This window comes from Micromonospora sp. NPDC005194 (assembly GCF_040608335.1).
Classification (GTDB): Bacteria; Actinomycetota; Actinomycetes; order Mycobacteriales; family Micromonosporaceae; genus Micromonospora.
Genome location: NZ_JBEXIA010000050.1, coordinates 21,135 through 34,312, shown reverse-complemented (window position 1 = coordinate 34,312; position 13,178 = coordinate 21,135). Strand labels below are relative to the sequence as shown.

The window sequence follows — 13,178 nt, the reverse complement described above, 5'->3', positions numbered from 1 at the left end:
GGCGCCCGCCGCCGCCGCCCGTCTCCGGGGCCCCGCCCCCGCTGCTGGTGCTCTTACAGGCTGAGCCGCTGGCCCGGGAAGATCAGACCCGGGTCGGCGCCGATCAGCTGCCGGTTGCGCTCGTACAGGGCCTGCCAGCCGCCGGCCTGGCGGTGGCTGTCGGCGATCTCCGACAGGGTGTCCCCCGGCTTGACCACATACGTGTCGCCGCTGGCCGCCGGGGCGGTGCGCTCGTGGTTGCGGGTCGCCGGCTGGTCGCCGCGCGACGACCGCTCCTTCGGGGCGGTGGACGGGTCCTTCGGGGCGGTGGACGGGTCCTTCGGGGCGGTGGACCGGTCCTTCGGGGCGGTGGACTTCGACGACTTCGCGGTCGACTTCGTCGAGGACTTCGTGGCGGAGCCGCCCGACGAGCCGCCCTTGCGGCCGCAGGTCGGCCACGCGCCGATGCCCTGCCCGTCGAGCACCTTCTCGGCGATGGCGATCTGCTCGCCGCGGCTGGCCAGGTCGGCACGGGCGGCGTACTTCTTGCCGCCGTAGCCGGCCCAGGTGCCCTGGGAGAACTGCAGCCCGCCGTAGTAGCCGTTACCGGTGTTGATCTTCCAGTTGCCGCCGGACTCGCACTTGGCGATCGCGTCCCAGTTGACACCGGCCTGGGCCGGGGCCGCGGGGCCGAAGAGGGCGACGGCGCCGGTGATCGCGCCGACGGCCAGGGTGCCGACGGCGACGCGGCGGGTGGTGACCCGTCGATGACGGGGCGTGTGGACAGACGTCATGTGTGGTTCCTCCACGCCGGCGAGGTGAGCTGTCGGGTTCGGGCCGAGGAGCCCGGCCGCGCGGTGGCGGCTTCACCCCGAGGTGACATGCACCGAGGAACGTGGGTCCCCCGCTCCTGCCCGGGGTTCTGGTATCCGACGACCGGGGGCAGGATTTGGCGTTGCCGGTCGTGGTGTCCACGGTGGTGGACTCGATCGACGGTAGGCACGGTCGGTGACCCTCGCCCAACGCTTGTGAACTTGTTCACCGGCGCACACGCGGCGCCTCTGCCAGCGGTTGCGGACCACGCGCGGCTGTGCACCGACCATCATGGACCGATTCCGATCAGGCCCGGATGTCACCGCCCGTACGCAGCCAGGCGACGGTGCGACGGAGCAGTTCGAGGTGAGGAACGGGCCGATCGGCGGGTGGTGGGAGCGGCCGTGCTCCCAGGAGGCGCCGATCGTGGCACGCCAGCTCGGCGTGCGGTCCCTGCCCGCTGAAGATCACGGCGTCGACGGGCATCGGCGCTCCTGGGAATTGACGTTCGGGCAGGAAACCATAGATCGACGGCCGCGATGCTCGGAAGCACACCGGGTCGACCCCGGCAACCTTCCCAGGAGGAGAGCATGCCGATCCACCGTAGCCGCATCGGCCGCCGCAGCGCCGCCGCCACCCTCGTGACCGTCCTGGCCAGCGCCGGCCTGACCCTGCTCGCACCGACCGCCGCGCACGCGTCCAGCCCCTGCACCAGCCTGACCTTCTACCGGGTCGGCGGCTATCCGGGCGGCGCGGACATGCACGTGCCGACCGTTGGTTGGCAGACCGGGAACAAGCAGTGCTATCTCACCTACGGCCACTCGGGCTCGGCGGTGCTGGTGCTTCAAGAGGCGCTGAACAACTGCTACTCGCGCTCACTGAGCCTCGACGGCAACTACGGCCCGAAGACCCGCGACGCCGTCCGGTACGCCCAACACAAGATCAACGAAGACATCGTGTACGCGAACATCGCCGAGGACGGCGAGTACGGCCCGCAGACCCGGGCGTACATGGGCTTCGCGATCTTCGGGGTCAACGGCGGCCCGGTCATCCCGAACGTCTGCTACTACCCGGGCTGAGCCGCGTGACGGCGCCGGTCGGAGTCCCCCGTGGAATTCCGACCGGCGCCGTCGTGCACCCCCCTGCCCGCTTCGGTCCGCGGATCAGCAGACCCGGACCGCCTCGATCCGCTGGTTCCAGTTCCCTCCGATCGCGGCCGAGTCGTACGCCAGGTTCGCCCGGTAGCCGTAGGCGTGCTGGTAGCCGAGCAGGCCGGTGGCGTTGGCGTTGTCCCAGAAGGTGGAGACGGTGCCCGACGGCCGGTTGTTGATGATCGACTGGGTCCTGTTGCGGAAGTACGAGGGCAGCCCGACGTCGTTGCAGCCGTTGTACGGCCCGTCGAGCAGGAAGATGTCCCCGCTGAAGTTGGTCCCGGCGTACAGGCAGAGCAGACCCGAGGGGCAGGCGTAGTTGGCCTGGGCCGGGCTCGGGGCGACGCCGAGCGCGGCGCCCACGGCAACCACGCCGAGCAGGGCGGACGTGAACCTTCGTAGAGCACTTCGCACGATGGTGACCTCCGGTGTCGTCACGACCGGAACAGGCCGTGAGTCGAATTGCCGACATCGCATTGATTGATGCCGCTGTGCCAACGATGATCTGCGCGGCAGGTCGACGAATTCCTGCCGGAACCTCAATCCGGCCGTCCGTCGGCGGATTGTCCGACTGGCGATGCGGCGAGCGGCGGTTCATGGAGATTCGGGTCCTCGGGCCGGTCGAGGTCTGGGCGGACGGCCGCCTGGTCGACGCCGGAGCAGCCCGCCAGCGCGCCGTCCTGGCCGCGCTGGCGGTCGACGTCGGCCGACCGGTCCATGTGGAGTCGCTGGTGGACCGGGTCTGGGGCGACACGCCACCGCCCAGGGTTCGCCACAACCTGCACGTCTACCTCGCCCGGCTCCGCCGCGTGCTGGCCGACGCGGGCGCACCGGACGCGCTGGTACGACGCTCCGGCGGGTACCTGCTGGACCAACCACCGGAGACAGTGGACGGCCCGCACTTCGACGTGCTGCGGCACCGGGCCGATGGACTGGTCGACGACGACCCCGAGCGGGTGGAGCTGTTGCGCCGGGCGCTGGAGCTGTGGCGCGGCGAGCCGCTGGCCGGGCTGCCCGGCGAGTGGGCGGCCCGGGTCCGGCAGGACTGGCACCGCCGGCACACCGACACCGCCGTGCAGTGGGCCCGCGGCCTGCTGCGGCGGGGCGAGCCGGAAGCGGTCATCGACCCGCTGACCCGGCTCGCCGACGACCACCCCCTGGACGAACCGGTCGCCGCCGTGCTGCTGCACGCGCTGGCCGCGGCCGGTCGCGGCGCACAGGCGCTGGCGTACTACGCCCGGCTGCGGGACCGCCTCGCCGACGCGCTCGGCGCGGACCCGGGCGTCGAGCTCCGCCAGCTGCACCAGGCCATCCTGCGCGGTGAGATCACCGTGCCCACTCCCGGACCGTCCCCCGCCCCCACCGGAGCGGGCCTCGTCGCCAGGCCGCACCCGGAGCGCCCGATCCCGGCGCAGTTGCCGTCGGATGTCCGGGGTTTCGCCGGGCGCGGTCCGGAGCTGGCTCGTCTGGACGCGCTGCGGGCGTCCGCCGAGGCGCAACCCGGGGCGGTCCCGCTGGCGGTGCTCTCCGGAGCGGGCGGGGTGGGCAAGACGGCGCTCGCCGTGCACTGGGCGCACCGGGCCGCCGGACATTTCCCCGACGGGCAGCTCTACGCCAACCTGCAGGGCTACAGCCACAGCGGTGTGGTGCGCAGCCCGGAGCAGGTGGTCCGGAGTTTCCTGGCCGCGCTCGGGGTGCCGCCGCGGGAGGTGCCGGCGGATGAGCAGGCACAGACCGCGCTGTACCGGAGTCTGCTCGCCGGTCGGCGGATGCTGGTGCTGCTCGACAACGCCCGGGACGCGGCGCAGGTCCGGCCGCTGCTGCCGGGCGCCGCCGGCTGCCTGGTGCTGGTGACCAGCCGGGATCGGCTCACCGGGCTGGTGGCCACCGAGGGCGCCGAGGCGGTCGTGCTGGATCTGCTCACCGCCGAGGACGCGCAGGCCCTGCTCTACGCGCGGATCGGGGCGCGGGCGAGGGTCGAGCGGGCCGCCGTCGACGAGCTGGTCCGACTCTGCGACCGGCTGCCACTGGCCCTGGTCGTGGTGGCGGCCCGGGCGGTGGTCCGGCCCCAGCTGCCCCTGACCGAGTTGGGCGCGCAGCTCCGGGCCGACGGCCGGCTGGACGGACTGGACACCGGAGAGCACGAGAGCAGTGTGCGGGGGGCGCTGTCCTGGTCGTACCGGCTGTTGTCGGCGTCGACCGCGCGGCTGTTCCGGCTGGTCGGGGGAAGTACGGACGTGACGGTGAGTACGGCGGCCGCGGTCAGTATCGCCGGCGGCGGTCGACGGGCCGTCCGGGCGGCGTTCGCCGAGCTGGCCGACGCGCATCTGGTGTTGGAGCGCGGCCCGGACCGGTACGCCATGCACGACCTGTTGCGGGCCTTCGCGGCCGAGCTGTCCGCCGAACACGATCCGGCCGGCGACCGGGCCGAGGCGCGCGGCCGGCTCTTCGACCACTACCTGCACAGCGCGCACGGCGCGGCCGTGCTGCTGCACCCGCACTGGGATCCGATCACCCTCGCCCCGGCCGTCGCCGGCGTCCGGGCGGAAAAGTTCGGCGACCATGACGAGGCGGTGGCCTGGTTCACGCGCGAGCGCGACGTGCTGATCGCGCTTGTCGAACGATGCTCCGCCAGCGGGTTCGACCGACACGCCTGGCAGCTGGCCTGGAGCCTGACCAGTTTCCTGGACCGGCAGGGCGGCTGGCACGACCAGTTGGCGGTGCAGCGTACGGCGCTGGCGGCGGCGCGGCGCGGCGGCGAGGTGGCCGGGCAGGCGCACGCGCACCGCAGCCTGGCCCGGGCGCACGCCCGCCTGGGTCGGCTCGACGAGGCGCCCGGTCAGCTCCAGCGGGCGCTGGAGCTGTTCCGCGAGCTGGGCGACCCGGCCAACCAGGGGCACACCTGCCTCGACCTCGCCGAGGTGGCCGACCGGGAGGGCCGGCGTGCCGAGGTGGTCGAGCATGCCGAGGCGGCGTTGGCGCTGTACCGCGAGGCGGGCCACCGCTACGGGCAGGCGATGGCGTTGAACGCGGTCGGCTGGTATCGGGCCCAGCTCGGCGCGCACGACGCCGCGGTGGAGGCGTGCCAGCAGGCGCTGGAGCTGCTGCGCGAGTTCGACGACCGGCAGGGCCAGGCGCCCACCTGGGACACCCTCGGCTACGCGCAGCACCGCGCGGGACGACCCGCGGAGGCGGTGGCCGCGTACCGGCACGCGGTTGAGCTGTACCGGGAGTTCCGGGACCGGTACTACGAGGCGGACACGCTGACGCACCTCGCGGAGGCGTTGGCCGACGTCGGCGACCCGGCGGAAGCGGCGCGGAGTTGGCGGACGGCGCTGGGCATCCTCGACGAACTCGGGCACCCGGACGCCGAGGGGGTCCGCCGTCGGCTGGCGGACGCCAACGCAACCGGACCGGCCGGCGGGGCCCGCTGATCGGGCGACCCGCCGGCCGGAGGGGTCGAACGGCTACAGGGTGCGCGCCAGCCGATCGGCGAGCGTACGGGTGAACCGGGCCGGGTCGGCCAGCTCACCGCCCTCGGCGAGCACCGCCAGGCCGTACAGCAGCTCGGCGGTCTCGGTCAGGGTCTCGGTGGAGTCGCCCTGCTCGTGAGCCTTGCGCAGCCCGGTGACCAGCGGGTGACCGGGGTTGATCTCCAGGATGCGCTTGGCCGAGGGGACGTCGTGCCCCATCGCCCGGTACATCTTCTCCAGCGTCGGCGTGAGGTCGTGCGCGTCGCCCACCACACAGGCCGGTGAGGTGGTCAGCCGCGACGAGAGGCGGACCTCCCGGACGCTGTCGGCGAGGGTGGTGCCCAGCCACTCCACCAGCGCGGCGAACTCCTGCCGCTGCTGCTCGCGCTCGGCCTCGGCCTGCTGCTTCTCCTCGTCGGTGTCCAGGTCGACCTGGCCCTTGGCGATCGAGCGCAGCGGCCGGCCGTCGTACTCGCCGACCCGCTCGACCCACACCTCGTCGACCGGGTCGGTGAGCAGCAGCACCTCGTGGCCCTTGGCCCGGAACGCCTCCAGGTGCGGGGAGTTCTCGATGGTGGCGCGGGAGTCGCCGGTGGCGTACCAGATGTCGCTCTGGCCGTCCTTCATGCGCGCGACGTAGCCGGCCAGGTCGGTGGGCTCCGCCGCGTCGTGGGTGGAGGCGACCGACAGGATCTCCAGCAGGGAGTCCCGGTTGTCGGTGTCGTCGATCAGCCCTTCCTTGACCACGGCGCCGAACTCGGTCCAGAAGGTGCGGTAGCGCTCGGGGTGGTTGGCCTTGAGGTCCTTGACCGTGGCGAGGACCTTGCGGACCAGGCGGCGGCGGACGATCTGGATCTGCCGGTCCTGCTGGAGGATCTCGCGGGAGATGTTCAGCGACAGGTCGTGCGCGTCGACGACGCCCTTGACGAAGCGCAGGTAGGTGGGGACCAACGCCTCGCAGTCGTCCATGATGAACACGCGCTTGACGTAGAGCTGGACGCCGCGCCGGCCCTGGGGGGAGAAGAGGTCCAGCGGGGCGTGACTGGGCAGGAACAGCAGCGCCTCGTACTCGAAGGTGCCCTCGCCCTTCATGTGCACGACCTCGAGCGGGTCGGCCCAGTCGTGGCTGACGTGCTTGTAGAACTCGTTGTACTCGGCGGCGTCGACCTCGTCGCGGGGACGCGCCCAGAGCGCCTTCATGGAGTTGAGGGTCTGCACCTCGCTGGTGGCCGGCTCACCCTCGGCGCCGGGACGCTCGACGGTCATCCGGATCGGCCACGCGATGAAGTCGGAGTACCGCTTGACGATCTCGCGGATGGTCCACTCGGCGGTGTAGTCGTGCAGGTTGTCCTCGGTGTCGGCCGGCTTGAGGTGCAGGGTCACCGTGGTGCCCTGCGGCGCCTCGTCGACCGCCTCGATCGAGTACGTGCCCTCGCCGGTGGACTCCCAGCGGGTGCCGCCGGTCTCGCCGGCCTTGCGGGTCAGCAGGGTGACCCGGTCGGCGACCATGAACGCGGCGTAGAAGCCGACGCCGAACTGGCCGATGAGGTCCTGCGAGGCGTGGGCGTCGGAGGCTTCGCGCAGCTGGCGCAGCAGCTCGGCGGTGCCCGACTTGGCGATCGTGCCGATCAGCCGGACCACCTCGTCGCGGGTCATCCCGATGCCGTTGTCCCGCACGGTAAGCGTGCGGGCGTCCCGGTCGACCTCGATGGCGACGTGCAGGTCGTCGATGTCGGCGACGAGATCCTTGTCGACGAGCGTCGCCAGCCGCAGCTTGTCCAGGGCGTCGGACGCGTTCGAGATGAGTTCCCGCAGGAAGACGTCCTTGTTCGAGTAGATCGAGTGGACCACCAGCTGGAGGAGCTGACGCGCCTCGGCCTGGAACTCCAACGTCTCGGCCTGGTTGCTCACACCGTCTCCCTTCTCGGCTCGTGCGGAGGTTCGCGCAAAGGATACGAGTCGTCACCGCCGCGGTCGTGCCCGCGTCCGGGTCGTATTCCCGATCCGCGGGGTGCGCGCGGTGACATAGCTGACTTTGCTCAGCAGAAGTCAGCCGGATAGCGTTCCGGTCAGCAATCGACCTCGCGCCATCTCGGCCAGCCACGAACCTGGAGCACCCCCATGAAGATCGCTGGAAGCACCGCCCTCGTCACCGGCGCCAACCGGGGCTTCGGCCGCCACCTCGCCGCCGAACTCGTCGCCCGGGGCGCGACCGTCTACGCCGGCGCCCGCAACCCCGACTCCGTCGACCTGCCCGGCGTGACGCCGGTCCGGCTGGACATCACCGACCCCGATTCGGTGGCCGCCGCCGCGAAGCTGGCCGGCGACGTGAACCTGCTGATCAACAACGCCGGCATCGACACCGGAACCGACCTCCTCGACGGCGACCTCACGCTCGTCCGCCTGGAGCTGGAGACCCACTACCTCGGCACCCTGTCGGTGGTCCGGGCGTTCACGCCGGTCATCACCGGCAACGGCGGCGGGACGATCCTCAACGTGCTCTCCGTGCTGTCCTGGGTCAACTTCCCCAACGCCGGGGCGTACGGCGCCGCGAAGTCGGCCGAGTGGGCGATGACCAACGCCCTGCGCGTGCAGCTCGCCGAGCGGGGCGTCCGGGTCGCCGGCCTGCACGTCGGCTACATGGACACCGAGATGACCGCCGGGGTCACCGCCCCGAAGTCCGACCCGGCGGCGATCGCCCGGATCGGCATCGATGGCATCGAGGCCGACGCGTACGAGATCGTCACCGACGAGATCAGCCGGCAGGTGCAGGCCGGGCTCGCCGGCGGGGTCGCCGCGCTCTACCCGCAGCTCCCCTGAGCCAGGACGCGACGGGCCGCCGCCGGATCATCCCGGCGGCGGCCCCCTTCGACGGGTACGCCCTCAGCTGGCCTGCAACGTCACGTCGTCGATCACGAAGCTGGTCTGCAGCGACGAGTCCTCGGTGCCGGTGAACTTCAGGGTCACCGTCTGCCCGGCGAACCCGGCCACGTTGAACGTGCGCTGCACGTAGCCGCTGGCGGCGTTCAGGTTCGAGTACGTCGCCAGCGTGGTCGAGCCCACCTGCACGGTCAGCTTGTCGTACGCCGCGGAGGTGGTGGTCTCGGCGGTGTCGACGTGCAGCCAGAACGACAGCGTGTAGCTGGCGCAACCGGCCGGCACGGTCACCGACTGGGACAGGGTGTCGGTGTGAGCGCTGCCGTACCCGTCGAGCCACGCCTTGTACGACCCGGTCCGGGCCGGCTGACTGCTGGAGTTGGTGATCACGCCGGAGGACGCGGTCCACGGCGTGCTGCCGCTCTCGAAGCCACCGTTGCCGATCACCTGCCCGCCGGCGCAGCCGCCGGTGCCGGTCACCGTGAGGGTGAGGCTGGCCGTCCGGGTCACCGACCCGGTGCCGGTGACCGTGACGGTGACGGTGCCCGTGGCGGCGCTGGCCGACGCGGTCAGGGTCAGCGTGGCCGACCCGCCGGAGGTCACCGACGACGGGCTGAAGGAGACGCTCACCCCGCTGGGTGCCCCGGACGCGGTGAGGCTGACCGTCTGCGCGGAGCCGGCGGTGGTCGCGGTGCCGACCGTGGCGGTGGCGCTGGCTCCCCGGGCGACGGTGAGCGCGGTCGGGCTGACCGCGATCGAGAAGTCGTTGGTCGGGGTGCCGCCGCCCACGGCGAGCTGCCACAGCGCGTACGCGACGCCGTCCGCGGCCCGGTTCAGCACCGTGGCGCTGACGTTGGCGGTGGTGTCGCAGGAACGGTGGTAGCACGAGTCGTAGGCGGCGTTGGCCGTGCCGCCCCACTTGGCCGCCTGGGTGCTCGTCTTACGGGCGCTCGCGCCCGCGGCGTAGCCGGAGGTGGGGATGCCGGCCTGCTGGAAGTAGTAGTCGTCGGAGCGGCCCTGACCCTCGACGTTCTCCTCCGGTTGCAGCCCCAGCGAGTCCCAGTACGCCTTCAGCGGCGCCGCCGTCGTGGAGGTGACCCGGTTGATGAAGTAGCCACCGTTGGTCGAGCCGACCATGTCGAAGTTGTAGTAGCCCTTGATGTAGCCGCGCTGGGTGGCGCTGAGCGAGTTCACGTAGAACCGGGAGCCGTTGAGGCCCTGCTCCTCGTCGGTCCACCAGGCGAACCGGACCTTCTTCGTCATGGTCGGGTTCTGCGCGGCGAGGACCAGCGCGTTCTCCAGCAGGGTGGCCGAGCCGGAGCCGTTGTCGTTGATGCCCGGGCCGGCCGAGACGCTGTCAAGGTGGGCGCCGAACATCACCACCTGGTCGGCCGGGCCGCCGGGCCACTCGGCGATGAGGTTGTTCGAGGGGTACGTGCAGCTGGAGCAGGTCTGCTCGCTGACGGTGTAGCCGGCGGCCTGGAGCTTGCTCTTCACGTAGCTGACCGAGGCGGTGTAGCCGGCCGAGCCGGCCCGCCGGTTGCCGCCGTTGCTGCTGGCGATGGAGTTGAGCTGGGTCAGGTGCGCCTGGACGTTGGTGACGGAGATGTCCGGCGCCGCCAGGACGGCGGCGGACGCGGCGATCGGCCGGGCCGCTGTCGTCGGGGCGGAGGGTGACGCGGTCACCGGCTGGGCGGCCAGCGTCACCGTCATCCCGGTGAACACGGTGAGCGCGATTCCCGCGCTCAGCGTTCTGCCTCTCATGGGGGCTCCTCGGGGGTTGGAGAGATAACCGAGACACTTACAGAGATCTATGTCGTCGGCATCGGACGTTCGTCCCGAACCCCCACCGGTTCGACGATGGGTACCGACGTCGGCACAGGTGAGTAGAGGTGCCAGGATGGGTAGGTAACGCCAGCAGGGGTCGTCGGGCCCGGAACGGGGGGCTTAGCGATGAGGCCGGGTCGAGCGTGACACGACCCCGCACCGACCTGTTCGACGACGGCGGTGACACCGGACGGCTGATGGCAGAGCTGAACTGGGCCGACACCCCGCTGGGCGCGGTGTCGAGCTGGCCGCAGAGCCTGCGTGCGGCCGTACGGGTGGTGCTCTCCTCCCGTTACCCCATGCTCCTGCTCTGGGGCGACCGCCTCTCCCAGCTCTACAACGACGCGTACTCCGCCCTGATCGGCGACAAGCACCCCGCCGCGCTCGGCGACGACGTGCGGGTGACCCTGGCCGAGGGCTGGGACGTCCTCGCGCCCCTGATCCAGCAGGCCATGGCGACCGGGGTGGCCAGTTGGGTGCCCGCTCTGCAGCTCCTGCTGGAGCGCGCCGGCTACCGCGAGGAGGCGTACTTCAGCGTCTCGCACGCCCCCGCCCGCGACGACGACGGCCGCACCGTCGGCGTGCTGACGGTGTGCAGCGAGGTCACCGAGCAGGTCGTCGGCGAACGGCGACTGCGACTGCTGCGCGACCTGAGCCTGCGCGGCGACGGGCGCACCGTCGACGTCGACGCCACCTGCGCCCGGCTGATCGACGCGATCGGCGACCACCCACTGGACGTGCCGTTCGCCGCGATCTACCTGCGCGACGGCGCGGTGCTGCGCCGGACGGCCTGCGCGGGCGGTGACGCGGGTCACCCCACGGTGGCCGGGGCGCTGCCGGACGTCGTCGACCTGGCCGACCCGAGCCCGGCGGCCCGCGCCTGGGCGCTCCCGGACGCCGCGCAGGGTCGGCCCACCGACGTGACGGGCGTCGCGGATCGACTGCCCCTGCCCGCCGGCCCGTGGGGCGATGCCACTCGCACCGCGCTGGCACTGCCGCTGCCCTCGGCCGCCGAGGACCAGCCGCTCGGCGTCCTGCTGGCCGGCGTCAGCCCCAACCGGAAGCTGGACGAGGCGTACCGCTCCTTCTACCAACTGCTGACCCAACAGGTCTCCATTGCGGTACGCAACGCGAAGGAGTACGAGCAGGAGCGGCGCCGGGCCGAGACGCTGGCCGAGCTGGACCGGGTGAAGACCACCTTCTTCACCAACGTCAGCCACGAGTTCCGTACGCCGCTGACCCTCATGCTCGGGCCGCTCGCCGACGCGCTCGCCGACACCGCCGCGCCGCTGGCACCCGGGCAAAGGGAGCGGGTGGAGACCGCCTGGCGCAACGCCACCCGGCTGTTGACCCTGGTCAACAGCCTGCTCACCTTCTCCAGCCTGGAGGCCGGCCGGGCTCGCAGCGACGCCCGCGAGGTCGACCTCGCCGCGCTCACCGCGGAGCTGGCAAGCGTCTTCCGGGCCGCCGTGGAACGGGCCGGCCTGGCTCTGGAGGTCGACTGCCCGCCGCTGCCCCGGCCGGTCACCGTCGACCCGGTCAACTGGGAACGCATCGTCACCAATCTGCTGTCCAACGCCCTGAAGTACACGTTCATCGGCCGGATCCGGATCGCCGTGGACGCCGACCACGACGAGGTACGCCTCACCGTCGCCGACACCGGAATCGGCATCGCCGAGGCGGACCTGCCGAAGCTCTTCGAGCGCTTCCACCGGGTGCAGGGCGCGCGCTCGCGCAGCCACGAGGGCACCGGCATCGGCCTGGCCCTGGTTCACGAGCTGACCCGGCTGGAGGGCGGCGAGGTCCGGGTGACCAGCCAGGTGGGTGCCGGCACCGCCTTCACCGTGGCCCTGCCGTGGTCGGCGGCGCGGCGCGCGGTGACGACCGGGCCGGCACTCAACGGGCGGGGCGACGTGGCCCGCGCCGCCGTTTCAGAAGCGGTGGGCTGGCTGACCGACCCGGCCGGCAGCATCGTCGAGCCCGCCGCGGCGCCCGGCCCGGCCGCCGACGAGTTGGCCGGCGCCCGGATCCTGGTGGCCGACGACAACAGCGACATGCGCGCGTACCTGAGTCGGCTGCTCGCCGGTCAGGGCTGGCGGGTGCGGTCGGTCACCGACGGTCGGCAGGCCCTCGACGCGATCCACCGGGACCCGCCGGACCTCGTGCTCACCGACGTGATGATGCCGGTGCTGGACGGCTTCGACCTGGTACGCCGACTACGCGCCGACCCGGCGACCCGGGCGCTGCCGGTGCTGGTGCTCTCCGCCCGGGCCGGCGAGGAGGCCAGCGTGGTGGGCCTGAGCCTCGGCGCCGACGACTACCTGGTGAAGCCGTTCGCCGCCGCGGAGCTGATCGCCCGCGTCCGGGCTGCCATCCGCCGCGCCCGCACCGACCCGTCCGGCGACGACGCCACCGCGCGGACCGCCGACGACAGCCTGAGCGCGGCCGACGCCCCGAGGTCGACGCGACCGGCCGGGGCAATCGCCGTCGCGCCCGCTCCGCCGGTGGCGGAGCCCGCCGAGAGCGAACCCGCCGAACCGGCCTACGACGAACCGGCCAACGCCGAACCAGCCGGCGGGGAATCGGCTGGCGGGGAACCGGCCAACGCCGAACCAGCCCACGGAGAACCGGCCGGCGGGTCCGTGGTCGGCACGGCCGACGGCGGGCTCGGCGACATCCTGGCCGCGGAGTGGACGTACCCGTCCGTGCCCACCTCGGCGGCCGCCATGCGCCAGGACGTCCGGCTGGCGTTGGACGAGCTGGACGTCCACACGGACGTGTTGCAGGATCTGCTGCTCGCCGCGTCCGAGGCGATGAACAACGCCGTCGAGCACGCACAACGACCCAGCCGCCCCGAGGTGCGGGTCCGGCTCCAGGTGGGTGCCGACCGGGTCCGGATCTCGGTACGCGACTTCGGCACCTGGCGGGACCGTCGGCCGGCCATGGACCGGGGCCGGGGCGCACTGTTGATGAACGCCTACGGCGACGTACGACTGGTCTCCACCGGCGAGGGGACGACGGTGACCATCGAGCGCCGGCTGACCGACCCGGCCTGAGT

At 72.4% G+C, this 13,178-nt stretch carries 9 protein-coding genes and 1 riboswitch; of the genes, 4 read left to right on the top strand and 5 right to left on the bottom strand.

Annotated features, from left to right (window positions below):
* Positions 1-53: 53 nt before the first annotated feature.
* On the bottom strand, positions 54-773 hold the full coding sequence (locus tag ABZU53_RS29100) for a transglycosylase family protein (RefSeq protein WP_355068692.1): 720 nt from the start codon (positions 771-773) through the stop codon (positions 54-56).
* Positions 773-917, bottom strand: a riboswitch (cyclic di-AMP (ydaO/yuaA leader). (Overlaps the previous gene by 1 nt.)
* Positions 918-1,098: 181 nt before the next feature.
* Positions 1,099-1,278: a hypothetical protein gene (locus ABZU53_RS29095; RefSeq protein ID WP_355068691.1), complete on the bottom strand. Its 180-nt coding sequence runs from the start codon at positions 1,276-1,278 to the stop codon at positions 1,099-1,101.
* 104 nt (positions 1,279-1,382) lie between these two features.
* Between ABZU53_RS29095 and ABZU53_RS29090 the strand changes: the two genes are divergently transcribed.
* Positions 1,383-1,871, top strand: a complete 489-nt coding sequence (locus tag ABZU53_RS29090) for a peptidoglycan-binding domain-containing protein (RefSeq protein WP_355068690.1) — start codon at positions 1,383-1,385, stop codon at positions 1,869-1,871.
* An 84-nt stretch (positions 1,872-1,955) separates the two neighbouring features.
* On the opposite strand, the gene ABZU53_RS29085 is transcribed toward ABZU53_RS29090, so the two are convergent.
* On the bottom strand, positions 1,956-2,381 hold the full coding sequence (locus ABZU53_RS29085; RefSeq protein ID WP_355068688.1) for a peptidase inhibitor family I36 protein: 426 nt from the start codon (positions 2,379-2,381) through the stop codon (positions 1,956-1,958).
* A gap of 158 nt (positions 2,382-2,539) precedes the next feature.
* Between ABZU53_RS29085 and ABZU53_RS29080 the strand changes: the two genes are divergently transcribed.
* The gene (locus ABZU53_RS29080) at positions 2,540-5,377 is read left to right on the top strand and encodes a BTAD domain-containing putative transcriptional regulator (RefSeq protein ID WP_355068686.1); all 2,838 of its coding nucleotides are present in this window, start codon (positions 2,540-2,542) and stop codon (positions 5,375-5,377) included.
* A gap of 33 nt (positions 5,378-5,410) precedes the next feature.
* On the opposite strand, the gene htpG is transcribed toward ABZU53_RS29080, so the two are convergent.
* Positions 5,411-7,327, bottom strand: a complete 1,917-nt coding sequence (htpG, locus tag ABZU53_RS29075; RefSeq protein WP_355068684.1) for a molecular chaperone HtpG — start codon at positions 7,325-7,327, stop codon at positions 5,411-5,413.
* A gap of 210 nt (positions 7,328-7,537) precedes the next feature.
* Here htpG and ABZU53_RS29070 point away from each other — a divergent pair, with 210 nt between their 5' ends.
* Positions 7,538-8,236, top strand: coding sequence for an SDR family oxidoreductase (locus ABZU53_RS29070; protein WP_355068682.1), 699 nt, complete (start codon positions 7,538-7,540; stop codon positions 8,234-8,236).
* A gap of 63 nt (positions 8,237-8,299) precedes the next feature.
* Here ABZU53_RS29070 and ABZU53_RS29065 read toward each other — a convergent pair whose 3' ends face one another.
* A complete protein-coding gene (locus ABZU53_RS29065; protein WP_355068680.1) occupies positions 8,300-10,057 on the bottom strand; it encodes a M28 family peptidase in 1,758 nt (585 codons plus the stop codon).
* 206 nt (positions 10,058-10,263) lie between these two features.
* On the opposite strand from ABZU53_RS29065, the gene ABZU53_RS29060 reads away from it, so the two are divergent.
* Entirely contained in the window at positions 10,264-13,176 is a 2,913-nt protein-coding gene (locus ABZU53_RS29060) for an ATP-binding protein (RefSeq protein ID WP_355068679.1), read from the top strand.
* Positions 13,177-13,178: the final 2 nt, after the last annotated feature.

Coding starts and splice junctions, on each gene's coding strand:
- ABZU53_RS29100 (WP_355068692.1), bottom strand. CDS start 773: ATGACGTCTGTCCACACGCCCCGTCATCGACGGGTCACCACCCGCCGC.
- ABZU53_RS29095 (WP_355068691.1), bottom strand. CDS start 1,278: ATGCCCGTCGACGCCGTGATCTTCAGCGGGCAGGGACCGCACGCCGAG.
- ABZU53_RS29090 (WP_355068690.1), top strand. CDS start 1,383: ATGCCGATCCACCGTAGCCGCATCGGCCGCCGCAGCGCCGCCGCCACC.
- ABZU53_RS29080 (WP_355068686.1), top strand. CDS start 2,540: ATGGAGATTCGGGTCCTCGGGCCGGTCGAGGTCTGGGCGGACGGCCGC.
- ABZU53_RS29070 (WP_355068682.1), top strand. CDS start 7,538: ATGAAGATCGCTGGAAGCACCGCCCTCGTCACCGGCGCCAACCGGGGC.
- ABZU53_RS29065 (WP_355068680.1), bottom strand. CDS start 10,057: ATGAGAGGCAGAACGCTGAGCGCGGGAATCGCGCTCACCGTGTTCACC.